20 protein-coding genes and 1 riboswitch are annotated in these 18,101 nt (G+C 29.7%); of the genes, 12 read left to right on the plus strand and 8 right to left on the minus strand.

Annotated elements, in window-relative coordinates; translation table 11 throughout:
• Window positions 1-215: 215 nt before the first annotated feature.
• The gene (gene udk, locus I6E31_04575) at window positions 216-839 is read right to left on the minus strand and encodes a uridine kinase (GenBank protein ID MCF2639245.1); all 624 of its coding nucleotides are present in this window, start codon (window positions 837-839) and stop codon (window positions 216-218) included.
• An 88-nt stretch (window positions 840-927) separates the two neighbouring features.
• On the minus strand, window positions 928-2,244 hold the full coding sequence (locus I6E31_04580; protein ID MCF2639246.1) for a glutamate:sodium symporter: 1,317 nt from the start codon (window positions 2,242-2,244) through the stop codon (window positions 928-930).
• A 131-nt stretch (window positions 2,245-2,375) separates the two neighbouring features.
• Between I6E31_04580 and I6E31_04585 the strand changes: the two genes are divergently transcribed.
• Together I6E31_04585 and I6E31_04590 are read left to right on the plus strand one after the other, a co-directional pair.
• The gene (locus tag I6E31_04585; GenBank protein MCF2639247.1) at window positions 2,376-2,540 is read left to right on the plus strand and encodes an antitoxin VbhA family protein; all 165 of its coding nucleotides are present in this window, start codon (window positions 2,376-2,378) and stop codon (window positions 2,538-2,540) included.
• A 68-nt stretch (window positions 2,541-2,608) separates the two neighbouring features.
• A complete protein-coding gene (locus I6E31_04590; GenBank protein MCF2639248.1) occupies window positions 2,609-3,400 on the plus strand; it encodes a prohibitin family protein in 792 nt (263 codons plus the stop codon).
• Between the two features lie 43 nt (window positions 3,401-3,443).
• Here I6E31_04590 and I6E31_04595 read toward each other — a convergent pair whose 3' ends face one another.
• Window positions 3,444-3,611 carry a hypothetical protein gene (locus I6E31_04595; protein MCF2639249.1) on the minus strand — a complete coding sequence of 56 codons (168 nt, stop codon included), beginning with the start codon at window positions 3,609-3,611 and terminating at the stop codon, window positions 3,444-3,446.
• 312 nt (window positions 3,612-3,923) lie between these two features.
• Here I6E31_04595 and I6E31_04600 point away from each other — a divergent pair, with 312 nt between their 5' ends.
• The 3 genes from I6E31_04600 (at window position 3,924) to I6E31_04610 (ending at window position 6,734) form a co-directional block, all read left to right on the plus strand.
• Window positions 3,924-4,031, plus strand: a complete 108-nt coding sequence (locus tag I6E31_04600; protein MCF2639250.1) for a GlyGly-CTERM sorting domain-containing protein — start codon at window positions 3,924-3,926, stop codon at window positions 4,029-4,031.
• A 301-nt stretch (window positions 4,032-4,332) separates the two neighbouring features.
• On the plus strand, window positions 4,333-5,454 hold the full coding sequence (locus tag I6E31_04605) for a hypothetical protein (protein MCF2639251.1): 1,122 nt from the start codon (window positions 4,333-4,335) through the stop codon (window positions 5,452-5,454).
• A gap of 116 nt (window positions 5,455-5,570) precedes the next feature.
• Window positions 5,571-6,734 (plus strand): ROK family protein, encoded by a 1,164-nt coding sequence (locus tag I6E31_04610; protein ID MCF2639252.1) that lies wholly within the window; start codon window positions 5,571-5,573, stop codon window positions 6,732-6,734.
• Between the two features lie 468 nt (window positions 6,735-7,202).
• Here the strand turns inward: I6E31_04610 and I6E31_04615 are convergent, their stop codons facing one another.
• The 5 genes from I6E31_04615 to I6E31_04635 all read right to left on the minus strand — a co-directional run bounded on the left by I6E31_04615 (window position 7,203) and on the right by I6E31_04635 (window position 11,348).
• Window positions 7,203-8,009 carry a DUF368 domain-containing protein gene (locus I6E31_04615; GenBank protein MCF2639253.1) on the minus strand — a complete coding sequence of 269 codons (807 nt, stop codon included), beginning with the start codon at window positions 8,007-8,009 and terminating at the stop codon, window positions 7,203-7,205.
• A gap of 21 nt (window positions 8,010-8,030) precedes the next feature.
• Window positions 8,031-8,618: a carbonic anhydrase gene (locus I6E31_04620; GenBank protein MCF2639254.1), complete on the minus strand. Its 588-nt coding sequence runs from the start codon at window positions 8,616-8,618 to the stop codon at window positions 8,031-8,033.
• A gap of 503 nt (window positions 8,619-9,121) precedes the next feature.
• A complete protein-coding gene (locus tag I6E31_04625) occupies window positions 9,122-10,054 on the minus strand; it encodes a bile acid:sodium symporter family protein (protein MCF2639255.1) in 933 nt (310 codons plus the stop codon).
• A 1-nt stretch (window position 10,055) separates the two neighbouring features.
• Entirely contained in the window at window positions 10,056-10,898 is an 843-nt protein-coding gene (locus I6E31_04630) for a pantoate--beta-alanine ligase (GenBank protein ID MCF2639256.1), read from the minus strand.
• A 60-nt stretch (window positions 10,899-10,958) separates the two neighbouring features.
• Window positions 10,959-11,348, minus strand: a complete 390-nt coding sequence (locus I6E31_04635; protein MCF2639257.1) for an aspartate 1-decarboxylase — start codon at window positions 11,346-11,348, stop codon at window positions 10,959-10,961.
• Window positions 11,349-11,761: 413 nt separating this feature from the next.
• Here I6E31_04635 and I6E31_04640 point away from each other — a divergent pair, with 413 nt between their 5' ends.
• The 7 genes from I6E31_04640 to thiE all read left to right on the plus strand — a co-directional run bounded on the left by I6E31_04640 (window position 11,762) and on the right by thiE (window position 17,974).
• Window positions 11,762-12,544: an RNA polymerase sigma factor RpoD/SigA gene (locus I6E31_04640; GenBank protein MCF2639258.1), complete on the plus strand. Its 783-nt coding sequence runs from the start codon at window positions 11,762-11,764 to the stop codon at window positions 12,542-12,544.
• 71 nt (window positions 12,545-12,615) lie between these two features.
• Window positions 12,616-12,713: riboswitch (TPP riboswitch) on the plus strand.
• Window positions 12,714-12,805: 92 nt separating this feature from the next.
• Window positions 12,806-14,086, plus strand: a complete 1,281-nt coding sequence (gene thiC, locus I6E31_04645; protein MCF2639259.1) for a phosphomethylpyrimidine synthase ThiC — start codon at window positions 12,806-12,808, stop codon at window positions 14,084-14,086.
• 12 nt (window positions 14,087-14,098) lie between these two features.
• Window positions 14,099-14,311: a sulfur carrier protein ThiS gene (thiS, locus tag I6E31_04650; protein MCF2639260.1), complete on the plus strand. Its 213-nt coding sequence runs from the start codon at window positions 14,099-14,101 to the stop codon at window positions 14,309-14,311.
• A gap of 616 nt (window positions 14,312-14,927) precedes the next feature.
• Window positions 14,928-15,707 carry a thiazole synthase gene (locus I6E31_04655; protein ID MCF2639261.1) on the plus strand — a complete coding sequence of 260 codons (780 nt, stop codon included), beginning with the start codon at window positions 14,928-14,930 and terminating at the stop codon, window positions 15,705-15,707.
• Window positions 15,707-16,813 (plus strand): 2-iminoacetate synthase ThiH, encoded by a 1,107-nt coding sequence (thiH, locus tag I6E31_04660; GenBank protein ID MCF2639262.1) that lies wholly within the window; start codon window positions 15,707-15,709, stop codon window positions 16,811-16,813. The genes I6E31_04655 and thiH overlap by 1 nt, the downstream gene beginning before the upstream one ends.
• On the plus strand, window positions 16,810-17,358 hold the full coding sequence (thiF, locus tag I6E31_04665; protein ID MCF2639263.1) for a sulfur carrier protein ThiS adenylyltransferase ThiF: 549 nt from the start codon (window positions 16,810-16,812) through the stop codon (window positions 17,356-17,358). Before thiH ends, thiF begins: the two co-directional genes overlap by 4 nt.
• The gene (gene thiE, locus I6E31_04670; GenBank protein ID MCF2639264.1) at window positions 17,342-17,974 is read left to right on the plus strand and encodes a thiamine phosphate synthase; all 633 of its coding nucleotides are present in this window, start codon (window positions 17,342-17,344) and stop codon (window positions 17,972-17,974) included. Before thiF ends, thiE begins: the two co-directional genes overlap by 17 nt.
• Window positions 17,975-18,101: the final 127 nt, after the last annotated feature.

An 18,101-nucleotide genomic window follows, 5' to 3' on the forward strand; every position in this document is an offset into this window, starting at 1 on the left:
TTTAGCGTCAGATTTCGTAACTCTCTCTAATATTCTTCTCCAAATTCCATTTTAGCTGATATTAGGAAAATTAAAAATAAATTATCCCTAACTTTAAGTTAATGTTAAAAAGAAATTTAGATAACTTTAATTGACTAATAATCGCTAAATACAAAGGTACTTTGTCAAAAGCTAGGGATATGCTAGATAAATGAAATTAGCTAAATAAATTTAATTTATTTTTCATCAATATATATTTTTAAATTACTAACTAACATATCAATTGCAATTCTGTTTTCTCCACCTCTAGGAATAATCACATCTGCATAACGTTTGCTAGGCTCACAGAACTCAAGATACATAGGTTTTACAGTAGTAAGATATTGATTTTTTATAGACTCAAAACTTCTACCTCTCTCATTCATATCTCTTTCAATTCTTCTTAAAATCATCTCATCAGTATCTGTATCCACAAATATTTTTACATCAAAAAGTTCTCTTATTTCAGGAACAGCAAATATTAATATCCCCTCAACTACAATTATCTTTGATGGATTAATTTTAACAGTTCCCTCTTTTCTTGAGTGAGTAGTAAAATCATAGATAGGTCTTTCAATTGATTCACCATTTTTCAGAGCCTCAATATGCTTTTTTAATAACTCGAACTCTATTGAATCAGGATGGTCAAAATTTACCTTTGCCTTTTCCTCTAAACTCATATTAGTTAATTCTCTATAATAAGCATCTTGTTCAAGAAGAGTGGCAACTTCAGATTCAAAAGCCTTAACTAAATTATTAGCAACAGTTGTTTTTCCACTTCCACTTCCTCCTGCTACTCCTATTAAAATGCAATTTTTCATATTATAATCCTCCTAATAGATAGACATCTAAACTTATTTCTAGTTATTATATCATGTTGTATAAAAAAAATAAATATTTCTCTTTAACTTATTTACTGAATCTTTTCAGAGCAAAATTTGAAAAAGAGAAGATAAAAAGCATAATCATAGTTACCCAAAGAGCTGTCAAGGCTCCCTTAGATATCCATATATCAAGAATTACCCCAACAAGAACAAAACTCCAAGATGTAAGAGCATAACAGAGTGTATGATCTGCGAAGGCTGAACTTTTAAGCTCAGGGTCAGTAACCCTTAAAAGAAGAAGTCCAGTTATAAATATACCTGTATTCATTCCAAAACTTATAATTCCATGTTCAAACCAATCCTCTTTTATATACCACTTACTAAAAAAGAAAATATAGATAAAAGTAGATATAAACCCAAGAGTAACAAGGAAAATTATCGGTACAATATATTGAACTATGATTTTTACTGGCATACTTGCAATAGCTGCTATAATTGCATATTCTGTAAGCATCCCTGAAAGTTTACTCTTTACTTTGCTATCAACAAGATGTTGAAGTTTCAGTTTACACATAATTCCCCAAACCCCAAACATTAGAAAAATAGCATATGTCCATACAGCTATACTTTTTAGATATACAACATTGTTAGCCTTTATAAAATTAAAAACTACATAGGCTAAGGCAGTAACACTTAAAATTAGAGCAGCATGAAATCCTAAACTATCAATAGATGTAGAGAGAGTTGTTTCCCTTCCAAGAGAATTTTGCTTACTTATCTCACTTTCATACCCTACTTTTAAAGCTGTGGGAATATTTTCAGGTTTCTCTATATATTTACACATTTTTTTTCTAGCTCCAATATTGATAACCAACATACCAAGAAGAATCCCTCCCACAAGTCCGAAAGTTGCAATAGTTGAACCAACCCCTTGAGAGATATTCCAATACTCAAGATTTTTCTCTTTTAACATATTGGATAGAATACCGATAGTTCCATGCCCACCAGCAAAAGCAAATTCAAGTTCAGCCCCAAATATAGGGTAGATAGTGGGAATAAACCTTTTTAAAAATAGATATGAGATGATACCTACTCCTAATTGTAACATAGTAACCCCCATCATAATTAATCCATGAGGTAAGATCACTTTAAATTTATCTTTAGGTGCTAAAGTTAAACCTAGGGGTATTGATGCAACAATGGGAACTATTAATGTACTGGGAATTTTTGCATATATGCCTATATACTCCTTTGGAATAGGGAGTAATAGCAGTAAAAAACCTCCTATTACAGAAGCTGGTAAAAATAGATTTTGTAAAATTTTTATCTTGGCTCTCAAAGCTACCCCTATAAGTAGAAAGCAACTTAAAAGTCCAAGACTGTAAATAAAAGTCAAATTCATTTGTTCCTCCTAAAAAAAGTTGTGCTAATATAATATCACATTTTTTAAATAAAACTAGCATAATTTTTAGCAAAAAAAATATAATATGGTATACTTATATTAAGAGATATTATGGTAAAAGAGGTGATAAAATGACAAATAAAGAGAAATTTGAATATGTAATCCATACTAATGAGCTTGAAGGACACATTTTTGCTGAAAAAGAAAAGGAGATTATAAGAAAAGTTGCTGAAGGGGAAATGAGTTCAAAGGAAGCTTTAGAAATATTTTCAAAATCAACTAAAAATTTAGATTAAAAACTATTGAAAATATATGCAGATAAATGGTATCATTATAAAATACAATGTTTTAGGGGGAAAAGAAAATGAAAAAACAGATTATGTTGGGAATGTTTGGTTTTATTGTAATTATATTTTTATTTTTAGCATCTACATCTTTCTATACAGTTAAAACTGGAGAGGTAGCAATAGTTTCAAGCTGGGGGAAGGTTTCAAGAATTGACAGAGAGGGATTAAACTTTAAAATTCCAATTGTTCAAACAAAAGAGATTATGGAGATCAGAGATAAAATATATAATTTCGATGATATGTCTGTAAGTACAAAAGATATGCAATCTATAATTTTAGATCTTACTGTGCAAAGTTTTGTTTCAGATCCTGAAAAGTTATATAGAGCTTTTAAAGGTATGCACGAAACAAACTTTATTGCTCCAAGAACTAAAGAGGTAGTACAAGCATCTATTAGTAAATATACAATAGAGGAGTTTGTATCAAAAAGACAAGAGCTAAGTAATATGATATATCAAGATCTGAAAGATGATTTTGAGGCTTATGGTTTAGCTGTTTCAAATGTTTCTATTACTAACCACGATTTTTCTATGGAGTATGAAAAGGCTATTGAGGCTAAAAAAGTAGCTGAACAAGAGGTTGAGAGAACTAAGTTTGAACAGGAAAAAATAAGGGTTGAAGCTGAAAATAAAGTGCTTTTAGCAGAGTATAAATTAAAAGAGAAAGAGTTACAAGCAAAGGCTAATGAAGTTGAAGCTGCCTCACTTTCTCCAGTACTTCTTCAAAAAATGGCACTTGAGAAATGGGATGGAAAACTACCTCAAGTTAGTGGAGAAAATACACAACCTATTATTAAACTTAGTAATTAAAATATCTATATAGAAGAAAAAAGGATTAGCTTTAAATATAGAGCTAATCCTTTTTGTTTCTTCTCTCTCTCTTTTTTTCCTCGTAAAAAATAATTATACCTATAATTGCTAATATAGTTTGAAGAATTACAAGAAAAGTAGATGGGTAAAAGAATTTTTCTATTAAACCAATAATAATATTTATACAAACAATTCCAATAACATAGTTCATACTTATAACCTCCAATTTATACTAAAATATCATATTTTTTAATAAAAAGCAAAGAAATTATAAATTTTTTACATAAATTTTACATTACAAATAATGACTTAAAGAAAAGTACGATTAATTTTATCATAAAAAAACTTATTATTTTAAAATTTGATTTTTTATATAAAAACTGATATAATTAAATTACCTAGAACCCGTATGGGTAACTTAAATAATTATGGTATCAAGTTCAGAATATCAGCCCTCAATTTTGGGGGCTTTTATTCTGCCCTTGAACAAGGTAGAACCATAATTATTTAAGGAGGTACAGAGATGACTGTAACTGTTCATCAGCTAACAATTAATCTTGATGGAGGAGCAATTCTTCTAGGTGGATTACTTCTTCTCATTTTTATTTTGTTAGTAAGGAAATACAAATAGTCAATTCTGACCTCACACCCTACGGGGTTTTTTAATTTAACATAAAAATAAAGACTTATTATTTTAAAATTTGATTTTTTATATAAAAATTGATATAATTAAATTGCCTGTAAGGGACTGTAATGTAATAAAAAACGCTATGAGATAAGCTTTCACTTTGGTGGAGGCTTTTTTCATTTTTATAAACTATTTTTTACATTATAATAATATATTATTTCAAGGAAAATCTCTTGATAATTTGAAAATAATATAAATTGAGGTATAATATTAGTATAGAAAATGTTTACAAAAGGAGAAAAATATGGGACATCATCACGAAAATGAAGAGATACTTTTAAGCAATTTAATATATTTGATGGATATGGGAAGTTATGATGGGCATAATACTTTAAATATATATTCACTAAATCTTAAAATCTCTGTTTACCTAAACAATGTTCAGCAAAATATGGTACAAGCAATCTTTTCAATAGAGCATCCTGAATTTGAAGAGGAGATAATAGAATCTGTTGCAGGAGCAGGGGAGAATACTAAAAGAGCCTTAGAAAGTGCAGCTAATAATTTTTATGAATCAATTATGATACCATTGTTAGCAGGGTTAAATGGTGTTGATAGTGACAAGGTTGAGGTTTTACTTCAGAAAAAGTTACATATATTTAAAAAGTATGAAAGTGATATAGTGTGTGTAGGTAAAAAAGAGAATATGCACACCCATAAAGAATCTTTATATGATAGGATAAAAGATAAACTTCCCCAATATATAGGAACAAAAAAAGTTTATATGGTTAAGATTTTTGCTTCATTTAGTATTGATAAATATATTTGTGAGGTGAGATTAAATGGAGTTTTAGTTCCAGCATTAACAGAGATAATTGAGGAATATGCAAGGGAGTGGGAAGATATAGGCAGTTATTATACAGAAAAACAATGTGCATTTTTTGTGCAAGATGATACTACTTATGAGATCTGTCCATACAGTAGAAAAGAGGCTATTGATGGAGCATTGAAATTTATAAAGCTTTTTGAATCTGGAAAAGAGTATGAGGCAATATATGCAGATATGGAAAGCTTTGCTAAAACAAAAGATTTAGCTACAGAACTATTTTTCTTAATTCCTGAGATATATTGTGAAGTTATAATCAACAGTGTGAAATATAATGACATAATTGTGATTATGAAAGATAATGGAGAGGTTGAAAGTATACATTCCACACAGATGAGAGTTTACAATTATATAAAAGAGGCTATTTATACACATTTGGATAGGGAACACCCTTCAGATGAAAAAATTTTTAATGTAATCTCTTTAAGTGCAAGATATCTCTCTATAAGCAATGCTTTGGAAAAGGGAGAAAAGGAATTAAAAGATATAGATAGTGCTTACTTAACTATTCCTGTTGATAAAAGTTATAAATTATTTTAAAGATTATAATTTTTTTTAAGAATTAAAATTAATTATTGACTAAATATAGAGTATATTGTTAAAATATAGATAGAATTATTCTATAATTTCGTAGAAATATATAAAAGGAGCAGAAAATGGAAGTTATTTATCAGAAAAGAGAAAAAATTAGAAATGAAAATAGAACTTTTAGATTTCTTATAGATATAAGAGAGTTTAATAAACTTGAAATATCTCAATATTTAAATATAAGTATTCCTACTGTTACAAAAATAGTTGATAAATTTTTAAAAGATAAACTTATAATAGAAATTGGAACAGAACAAGGAAAATTAGGAAGAAAAGCAACTAGATATAGATTTAATCCTGATGCTTATTTCTCAATTGGGATAAAAATTGAAAAAGATTATCTAGCTATGGTTCTTACTAATTTAGATGGAACTATTTTAAAAAGAACAACTGTTCATGAGGAGTTTGTTAATGAGGAAAACTTTGTTTTTCTTTTAATAAATGAGTTGAAAAAATTTTTATGGGAATTTGATAAGAAATCTTCATTAAAGGGTATAGGAATTGTACTTCCTGGAATAGTTGATCCTGCTAATTCACTTATAAAGATTGGTGGTAGTTTCTCTATTTCAACAGAGAGCCTAAAGGAGATTGAAGAGGAATTTGAATTGCCAATATACTTAGAAAATGAGGCAAATGCAGGAGCTATTGGTGAATATCTAATGAATAGTCACGAATTAGCTGAAGTAAAAAATATGTTGTTCCTATCTATTGATACAGAGATAGGATCTGGAATTATTGTGGATAAGGTTTTATATAGAGGTGGAAAAGAGAATAAAGCTGGAGAGATTGGACATATAACTGTTGTTCCAGATGGAAGGGAGTGCAGTTGTGGTTTTAAAGGTTGCTTAGATCAATATTGTTCAAATATAGCCTTAGTGAGAGATTTTAAAGAGGCATTTAACTATAATTTTGAAGAGTATGATGAGATCTTCCAAAGTGAATATATAGATACACCAAAGGGTAAGGAGATTATAGAAAATTATGTAAAATACTTGTCTAGAGGAATTTTACCTGCTCTATTACTTTTAAATCCTGAAAAGATAATTATAGGTGGAAAAATTTGTAACTATAAAGAGTATTTTGAAGAGCCATTGAAGGAGTTAGTATTTAAAAATAATAGTTTTTATGATAACTCAAATATATTGGAATTTTCAACTTTGGCAGATACAGCCTCTCTATTAGGAGCAGCTTTTTTACCTCTTAGCAATTTATATAGAACAGAAAAAGAATAATTATATTAAACTGTTGTAATTAGTAGTTTGTAGCTATAAATTTACAACAGTTTTTTATATGGGTTTTATAATTATAGATAGTTAGTAGTTGCAAAATTATAATAGTAACTACTCACCTATTACCTATAAATATTATAAAAAGTAAAATTTTATCCCAATATCAACTAAAGCCGTAATTCACTAGAGAATATTAGAATCCCTCAGCGAAATGCAGTTAAGAAAATGCAACGTGTTTGAGCGAAGCGAGTTTTGCATTTTCAACGGAATGAGCCATAGGGATTTTTTATTCGCTAGTATAAAGGCTAGTTGATATTAAAAATATAAGTTTTGAAAACTGAACTTTAAAAGCTAACCTAGTATCATAAAAATTAAACTTTAAGCTAGCTAATTTTTATAGAATTTGATTAGCTGAGTAGATACTTATAATAATTAAAAAAGCTGATGAGAATTATCCATCAGCTTTTAAAACTATTTATAAATATTTACCCAAATTTGTAAAATTGAAACAACTATAATTCCTGCTATAAAAAATAGTGTAGCACTTCTATGTTTAGAAGAAAGCAACATATTTATAATTTTAGCTACAACTACTAATCCAGCTCCCACTCCAAGAGCAAAAATAGCAAGTGGTAAAATATATAGATTATTAGCAATTTCAACTAAAGAAGAATACTCTCTAATATGTACAAGTCCATCAAAAAATCCACTGATAAACCCAAGAATATTGTAATATTCACCTATCATTAAAAGTAGAAGAGAACCTGAAATCCCTGGAATTATCATAGCCCCAGCAGCAAGAGAACCACATATAAAAAGCTTGATACAGTAGCCAAAAGTTATAGTTTTTACCAGTTCATTTCCACCACTATTTCCACCAAAGAAATAATCAAGAAAAACAAATATCAAAGTAAATATTGCCCCTAAAATAAAGAACAATCTATTTTTATTGCTACTTTTATCCTCCCACTTAACAATATAGGGAATTGATGGAATAATCAGTAAACTAAAGAAACCAGCAGTTGATTTAGGATAGTTAGTAAAACAAAACTCAATAATTTTAGCAAAAAGTCCTATTCCAATTCCTGCTCCTATACCAATAATGCCAAGAAACTTTGCATATTCAATTTTTTTCTTTAAAGGAACAGTTAAAAAATTTCCAATAGCCTCAGTAAGCTTATCATATACACCTAAAATAACTGCTAATGTCCCTCCAGAAACTCCAGGCATAATATTAGCTACACCTATTACTATTCCTTTAAAAAATAGCTTTAACATTGTAAAAAATCCCTCCATCTATTATAAATCATTTTTTAGTTGATCAAATCCATTGATAACAACATCTATTTTACCAGTTTCTGGATCCATAATCAACCCATGAACTGCTACATCATCAGGAAGTAATGGATGATTTTTAACCTTAGCCACAGTTTGCTCAACAGATTCTTCAATACAGTCAAAACCATGTAACCATGTTTTTACATCTATTCCAGAGTTTAAAAGAATATTTAAAGTTTTTTCTTCAATCCCTTTCTCCTTCATCTCTTCTACAATTTTAGTTGTATTAAGTGAACTTACTCCACAATCATAATGTCCAACGATAAAAACCTCTTTTACATCAAACTCATAGACACAGATTAAAATACTCCTCATAGCACTTCCAAAAGGATGAATAACTAAACCACCAGCATTTTTAATAATCTTAGCATCACCATTTTTTAGGTTCATAGCTTTAGGTAAAAGTTCTGTAAGTCTAGTATCCATACAAGAAAGGATAACCATGCTTTTTTCTGGATACTTTGTTGTTCTGTACTTTTCATACTCCTTTGAATCAACGAAATTTTTATTAAACTCTACTATCTCTTTTAAATTATTTTTTCTTTCCATTTTTCACCTCACAATAGTTTTATATCAAACTAACAATATATAAATTACTACTAAGTAATTTTATATTACTAAATCATTTTAGTCAAGAATAATATTGTCTTACTATTTTTTATTTTAAATGTCTACTATATATTATTGTAAGAATTATATAAAAAGTTAAAATTAGAAAAATAATAGGAGTGTTTATAAATTTTGAATACTATTTTTAGTCCGATAATTAATAAATAAAAACTTAATCAAGAAACAAATCCAACAAAACCCACTAATTAATAAAATCTGATGATTTTGAAAATTATGTCGAAAGGGAAATTTATTTAAATAAAAAATATAAAAATAAAAAGCTAAAAGTGAGAATTGGAAATTTAAAAATTGATAATAGTAGAGAGGTAGTACAATATATTGATTTTGTAAAATGTTAGTAAAAGAATAGAAAGGTTCACGTATACCAGCAGCATTGAATAAATGTCTTTGCTGCTGATATACTTAGTAAATTAAATTATGTTTTAAAGTTTTTTTCTTTTACGTAATCCAGCAAAAATAGATCCTGATATATTGTGCCAAACACTGAAGATAGCTCCAGGTAGAGTAGCTAATGGATTTAGTGCAAAATTAGCAACAGCTAATGATACTGCAAGTCCACTGTTTTGCATACCTACTTCAATAGCAACAGCAGTAGCCTTTTTATATTCAAATTTGAATAATTTAGCTGCGATTAGACCTCCCGTAATTCCGGCAAAGTTGTGAAGTATAACCACAGCAAGAACTAATAATCCACATGTTGCTATTTTGCTAGCATTAGCACCGATTATTCCAGAAATTATAAGAATAATAGATGTAGCAGATATCAATGGCATAATATATAAGAATTTTTGGATATAATCTCTTAAAAGATGCCTAATAATAAGTCCTGAAAGTATTGGAATAAGTATAACATTTACTACAGATTTAAACATCAATAGTAGAGATACATCAACCCATTTTCCAGCTAAAGCATATACAAGAAAAGGTGTAAAAATAGGTGCAAGTAATGTAGAGACAATAGTCATTCCTACAGATAGAGGAACATCTCCATCAGCTATATAAGTAATTACATTACTAGCTGTTCCACCAGGGCAACACCCAACAAGTATAACTCCAAGAGCAAGATCAGGCTCAAGATTAAGTCCATATGCAATACCCCAAGCTGTTAAGGGCATAATTACATATTGAAGGACACATCCAACAAGTATATATTTAGGTTGAAGTAAGATATTTTTAAAATCTTCTGCTTGAATAGTCATTCCCATTCCAAACATAGCCACTCCTAAAAAAATAGCAGTATACTTAGTCATCCATGAAAAATTATCAGGGATAAAAAAAGCTATTACAGAAAATATAATAATAATAAAACTGATATTTTTTAGGATAAATTTATCTATATTTTTCAGCCAATTCATATTACTGCACCTTATAAATAAAGTTGTCTATAAGACGAGTTTTTCCAATATAAACAGCCATTGCAACTAAAACATCTTTTTCTACTGTTTCAACAGGTTGCATATCTTCAAGTCCAACTATTGATACATAGTCTATTTTAGCAAGAGGCTCTTTCTCTATAACGTTTATCATCTCTTTTAAAACATTCTCTACTTTACTTCCGATAGAAATAACTTCTTTTCCTCTATTAATAGATCTAGAAAGACAAAGAGCTGCTTTACGTTCTTCAGGATTCAAATATGTATTTCTTGAAGATTTAGCAAGTCCATCTTCTTCTCTTACAATAGGACAACCAATAATTTCTATATCAAAATTCAAATCCTTAACCATTTTTTTAATTATTGCTAATTGTTGTGCATCTTTCTCTCCAAAATAAGCACGATCAGGAGTAACTATATTAAATAATTTTGTAACTACTGTACATACTCCTTTAAAATGGATAGGACGAGATTTTCCACAAAGAGTATCAGATAGAGTGTCAATACTTACATAAGCATGAGCATCTGTGTACATCTCTTCAGGTACAGGATGAAATACAACATCTATTCCGATAGACTCACAAAGATCACAATCTTTTTTGAAATCTCTTGGATAAGCTTCTAAATCTTCATTTGGTCCAAATTGAGTTGGATTAACAAAATTTGAAGTAATTGCAATATCATTTTCTTCACGACATTTTTTTAATAGACTAGCATGTCCTTCGTGAAGAAATCCCATAGTAGGTACTAAACCGATAGTTTTTCCTTCTCTTTTCCATTGTTTAATTTCTTCTCTCAATTCTGAGATTTTTGTAATGACTTTCATTCTTTCTCCTATGTGTTAATGTTTTAGATAAAATTTATTCATAATTATTTTTAGTTTGTGTTACATATCCTTTAGAAGTCCATGTTTTTCATAGTTAGTAATACGAAGAATTTTATTATTATCATCAACAAATACAACTGATGGTTTATGAGTTTTCATCTCTTCAACATCACAACTACCATATGCCATTATTATGACTTTGTCCCCTGTACTTACACATCTTGCAGCAGCACCATTTAAACATATTACTCCACTGTTTCTTTCCCCACAGATAGTATATGTTTCAAATCTACTTCCATTGTTAACATCTACAATTTGAACTTTTTGATATTCAAGTATACCAGCAGCCTCTAAAAGAGCCTCATCAACTGTTATACTTCCCACATAATCAAGTTCAGCTTGAGTGACAGTAGCTCTGTGGATTTTTCCTTTCAATACATCTATAAACATAATTTCTCCCCTCCTTTCTTATTATAAAACCTAAATTAAAGAATAAATTTTATCTTGTGAAGTATAATAACACAAATGTTCATTAATGTTAAATATAAAAAATATATGTACTATAGCAATTAAATAAATATATTTTTAGTTTAAATTGATTAAAAATTTAATTCATAACACTTGAAATATATCAAAATTAAAATAATTTATTTTTATCACTCACCTTTCCAAAAAATTTTATCTAAAAAATTTAAATTAAAAAACAAAAGTTTCATAAAAATTTAAAAATAAGTATTTAACTTTAATTTTACAATAAAATAAAGGATATTCTACAATTTTGTAGTATAAAATAGTAACAGTTTAAATTCGACTTAGTTTTAACCATGATATTATTTTTTATTTTAAATTGTAGGGGTGAGAAAATGTCTGAGATTTCGACTTACATGAATGATATAGGTTTATATCCTCTTTTAACATCAAAAGAGGAGAGGGAGATAGCTCTTAAAGCTAAGTTTGGAGACAGAGAGGCTCAAGAAAAATTGGTTACTTCAAATTTAAGGCTTGTTGTAAAGATGGCTAAAAAATATAGTAATCTTGGAATCCCATTATTAGATATAATTCAAGAGGGAAATATGGGGCTTATTCATGCAGCAGAAAAATTTGATCCAGATAAAAATCTTCGTTTTACAACATATGCAGCATTTTGGATTAAGCAAAGTATTTTAAAACATATAAATTCAAATAGAGGTTTAATTCGTTTACCAGCATATATATATGATGGAATTTCAAAGGTAAGCAAATTTATACAGGAGTATAAAACACAATTTGACACTTTTCCAACTAATGAGGAGATATGTAATAAACTTGAAATGAAACCAAAAGAGTTGGAAAGATATTTAGAGATATTAGAAAATAAGATGGCTGTTAGTGATGAGATGTATGGAAATATAGCTGAATATTGTAGTGACATATTGTCAAATGATACTTTTGAAGATGATTTGATTAAGAAAAATGCCAATATACATCTGATGAAAAAATTAAATGAATTATCTCCAAGAGAGAAAGAGATTTTGATTTTTAGATATGGATTGATGAATGAAAAGATTATGACTTTAGAAGAGTTGGGAGAAAGAATGCAACTTACTAAGGAGAGAATTAGGCAGATACAATCACAGGCAATTTTTAAATTAAAAATGGCTTTGTAAACTGTAGATTAACAAAAAGTATTTGACAAACAAATTTAAAAGAGATATAATTCTAAAAAAGAATAGAAAAAAAAGATTGCTAGGGGAGCTGAAAAGCTGAGAAGGTATAACCTGACCCTTAGAACCTGATCTGGATAGTACCAGCGTAGGGAAGCAAGATTGTTTTACTAAAAGATAAAAATTAAGTATAGTAAAATTGAAGCCTTGTACCTAAGTGGTATAAGGCTTTTTTTATTTATAAAGATCAAAGGGAGGAATAATATGTATTCAACACAAATGGAAGCTGCTAAAAAAGGGATCTTTACAAAAGAGATGGAGATAGTAGCAAGAGATGAAAATATGTCAAAAGAAGAACTGATGGAGAAAATTGCACAAGGAAGAATTGTAATTCCTGCAAATATTAATCATAAAAACCTATATCCAAGAGCAGTTGGAGAGGGAACAAAAACTAAAGTTAATGTAAACTTAGGTGTATCTGAAGATTGTTGTGATTACTGTGGAGAGATGGTAAAAGTTGCAAAAGCTATTGAATATGGTGCAGATGCAATAATGGACTTAAGTACATTTGGAGATACTAAGAAATTTAGAAGAGAACTAGTTGAAAAATCAACAGTTATGCTAGGAACAGTTCCAATGTATGATGCAGTAGCAAAACTTGGAAAAAATATTAAAGATATGTCAGTTGAAGATCTTTTCAGAGTTGTTGAAGAACATTGTATAGACGGAATAGATTTCCTTACTATTCATGCAGGATTAAATAGAACTTGTGTTGATAGATTAAGAAATAACAAAAGATTAACAAAAATAGTAAGTAGAGGGGGATCAATCCTTTTCCAATGGATGATACTAAACGATAAAGAAAACCCATTCTTTGAACACTATGATAGACTACTTGAAATTTGTAGAAAATATGATGTTACTCTAAGTTTAGGAGATGGATTGAGACCAGGAAGTATACATGATGCAACAGATGCTCCTCAAATTCAAGAACTTTTAATACTTGGAGAACTTACAAAAAGAGCATGGGAAAAAGATGTACAAGTTATGATTGAAGGACCTGGACATGTTCCTATGAATGAAATTGTAGCAAATATGCAACTTGAGAAAAAACTTTGTCACAATGCTCCTTTCTATGTATTAGGACCATTAGTAACAGACGTTGCTCCAGGATATGACCATATTACAGCTGCTATTGGAGGAGCTATTGCAGCATCAGCAGGAGCAGACTTCCTATGTTATGTAACACCAGCAGAACATTTAAGATTACCAACTTTAGAAGATATGAAAGAGGGAATCATGGCATCAAGAATTGCTGGACATGCAGCAGATATAGCTAAAGGAATTAAAGGTGCTATTGAATGGGATCACAGAATGAGTAAACATAGAGGGGCATTAAATTGGCCAGGAATGTTTGAAGAGTGTCTTGACCCTGAAAAAGCAAGAGCATACAGAGCATCCTCTGCTCCTATCCATGAAGAAGAGGTTTGTACTATGTGTGGAGACCTTTGCCCAATGAAGAGATGTAACGATATCTTAGACTAAGAGGTGGAGTTTATGGAGATTATATTAAATGGAAAAAAACATCTTCTTGAAAAAGAGCTTTCAGTAAAGGAGCTTTTGACTTCTCTTGAAAATGAATGGAATATTGATTTAAAAGGGGCAGTTGTTTTAGTTAATGATGATATTATAAAGAAAGATAACTGGGAAAAGTTTCAAATAAAAGAAAATGCAGAAGTGGAAGTTCTATCATTTGTATCTGGTGGATAAATTATAATTTACCTAGTTAAGTTTATTTTTTCTCATGTATCGTTAGGTTTTGACAAAGTACCTTTGTTATTTACGATTATTAGTCAAGTTAAGTTATTTAATTTTCTTTTTAACATCAAGTTGTCTCCGTGTCAATGAATAAAGAATTTCTAACGTTCATTCCGTTGAAAATGCAAAACTCACTCGCAAGCTCGTTCAAACACGTTGCATTTTCTTAACTGCATTTCACTAAGAACTTCTAATATTCATTTCCAAACTACGTCAACTTGATGTTAGGGATAATTTATTTTTAATTCTCCTAATATCAGCTAAATGTAATTTGGAGAAGAATATTAGAGAGAGTTACGAAATCTGACGCTAAAAATTCCGACGTGTTTGAAGACGAAGTCAAGTTTCGGAATTTTAGTCAGATAAGTTTTACTCTCTCTTTATTCTACGACATGGAATTTAGCTGATATTAAAAAAGAAATAGATATAACTGGAATTAATTAATTAACATAGATGCAAAGGAACTTTGCTGTAACCTTAGCGATATGCTAGATCAATGAACTTAGTTAGAAATTATAATTTAAAATCAAATTTATTAAATGGTTTAAATAATTGGAGGAAAAGATAAATGGAAAAATTTATATTAAAAGGGCATGAATTTCAAAGTAGACTTCTTACAGGAACAGGAAAATTTTCAGATAAAAATTTAGTTGCTCCAATGTTAGAAGCTAGTGGTTCACAAATTATAACAATGGCTTTAAGAAGAATTAACTTCCAAAACCCAAAAGAAAATATATTAAACTATATACCAAAACATATTACACTTTTACCAAATACTTCTGGAGCTAGAACAGCTGAAGAGGCAGTTAAAATAGCTAGAATAGCAAGAGAAGCTGGTTGTGGTGACTTTATAAAAATAGAGATAATAAATGATTCAAAATATCTTATGCCAGACAATGCTGAAACTATAAAAGTAACTAAAATATTAGCTGATGAAGGATTTATAGTTTTACCTTATGTAATGCCTGACTTAATTACAGCTAAAAGATTAGAAGATGCAGGAGCAGCAGCAGTAATGCCTTTAGGATCTCCAATCGGTTCAAATAGAGGAATCATAACAAAACCACTTATAGAGATGATGTTAGAAACAAATAGAGTACCTATAATAGTAGATGCAGGAATTGGAAAACCATCAGATGCAGCTTTAGCAATGGAAATGGGTTGTGATGCTGTACTAGTAAATACAGCTATTGCCACTGCTCAAGATCCAGTTAGAATGGGAAGAGCATTTTCATTAGCAGTTGAGGCTGGAAGAGAAGCATATTTAGCTAAAATGGCAGAGGAGAAAAAATATGCAAGTGCCTCTTCTCCTTTAACAGGTTTCCTATTTAGAGGAGATGAGAAATAATGAGTTTTTACAACGAACTTGTAAAATGGAAAGACTTTGATTTTGATGGGTACTTTTCAAAAGTAACTGATGAAGATGTTTTAAATAGTATAGAAAAAGAGAAATTAACTGTATATGATTACCTAAATCTTCTTTCACCTATTGCTCAAAATCATCTTGAAGCAATGGCAGTAAAAGCAACAAAACTTACAAGACAACACTTTGGAAATGTTATAGGATTATATCTTCCTATATATGTTTCAAACTATTGTACAAGTAACTGTATTTACTGTGGATTCTCAAAGAAAAATCATATTAAGAGAAGACATATGAAATTTGAAGAGATAGAGCATGAAGCACAAGAGATAGCAAAATCAGGAATTGGAAGTATTCTTCTTTTAACTGGTGAAGCTAAAGGGTTAATTGATAAAGAGTATTTAAAAGGTGGAATAGACATTCTAAAAAAATATTTCTCATCTGTATCTATTGAGGTTATGCCACTAGATGAAGAAGATTATAAATATCTTGCTGATGATGGACTTGACGGACTTACTGTATATCAAGAAACTTATGATGAAACAAGATATGCTCAAGTGCATCTATCAGGAGAGAAAAGAAACTTTAAATATCGTCTTGATACTCCAGAAAGGGGAGCAAAGGCAGGTATTAGAGCAATAGGAATAGGAGCATTATTAGGGCTTGGAGGTATCAGAGATGATGCTTTTAAAACAGGATTACATCTTAAATATCTAATGGACAGATATCCTAACAGTGAATTTAGTATCTCTTTCCCAAGAATTAATGAAGCTGAAGGAAACTTTAAAGATAGTTATGCAGTAGATGATGTTACATTTGTTCAAATTATCTTAGCTAATAGAATTTTCCAACCAAAAGCTGGAATCAATCTTTCTACAAGAGAAAGTGCATATATGAGAGATCACCTTGTAACTATGGGAGTAACAAAATTCTCAGCAGGATCTAAAACAGAAGTTGGAGGATACTCTCACGACAATGAGTCAACAGCTCAATTTGATATAACTGATAGTAGAGATGTAGATAGTATCGTTAAAGCTATTAGAGGAAAAGGACTTGAAGTGTTCTATAAAGATTGGGAGACTCTTGTATGAGAATAGGGATTGCAGGAGTTGGAGGAATCGGCTCAAATGTAGCTTTTCATCTAGTTAGAACAGGTGTTACTGAACTTAAATTTGGAGACTTTGATAAAATTGAAGAGTCTAATCTAAATAGACAATTTTTCTTTAAAGATCAAGTTGGAAAATATAAGGCAGAGGCTTTATATGAAAATTTAAAGAGAATCAATCCTGATGGAGATTTTCAATATGAGATAATCAAATTTGAAAGAGAGAATATTAGAGAGTTTTTCAAAGATTGTGACATTGTAGTTGAAGGTTTTGATAAAAATGAGTATAAATCTATGCTTATAGAGGAACTTTATCCATTGGGAAAGATAATCGTTTCAGCATCTGGAATAGCTAGTTATGATTGCAATTCTATTCAAGTAAAAAATATGGGGAAAAATCTATATATAGTAGGGGATTTTCAAAAGGATATAGCTGACTATAAGACATATTCCCATAAAGTTTCTGTGATTTCTGCTATGATGGCAGGGATCGTTTTAGAAAGAGGTGGATATTTTGAGAAAGAGAATTGATATACCTAAAGGGTTATATGGTATAACAGGTGACAATTTTGCTCATGGAAAAAGTAATTATCAATGTGTTGAAGAGATGATAAAAGGTGGAATCAAAATAGTTCAATATAGAGATAAAACTAAAAGTTCTGGGCAAAAGGTTGAAGAGGCTAGAGCTATAAGAGAGCTTTGCAGAAAAAACGGAGTTCTATTTATAGTAAATGACAATGTGGATATAGCAATGCTAGTTGATGCTGATGGTGTTCATGTTGGTCAAGATGATATGAGTCCTGCTGATGTTAGAAAACTTTTAGGCGATGATAAGATAGTTGGACTTTCTACTCATTCAGAGGAGCAAGGGTTAAAAGCTTATAATGATATGAATGTTGACTATATTGGGGTTGGACCTATCTTCCCTACAACTACAAAGGATACAGCTCCTGTTGGGCTTGAATATCTTGAATTTGCTGTAGCTAATCTACATCTTCCATTTATAGCTATTGGTGGAATAAAAGAGCATAATATAGATGAGATTATAAGCAGAGGAGCAGAGAGAGTTTGCTTAGTTAGTGATGTAGTAGGAGCAGAGGATATCTGCAAAAAAGTTGTTGATTTAAGCAATAAGTTTAAAAGATAGATATTTGACTTTAGATAGAATCTTTGCTATAATTAATATAGAAGCACAACCATAAGGGTGCTAAAAATCTAAGTAAATGTTATTTAAAATGCGATGAGATAGGCTCTCACTTTGTGGGAGCTTTTCT

The organism is Fusobacterium varium, from assembly GCA_021531615.1.
Lineage (GTDB): Bacteria > Fusobacteriota > Fusobacteriia > Fusobacteriales > Fusobacteriaceae > Fusobacterium_A > Fusobacterium_A varium_C.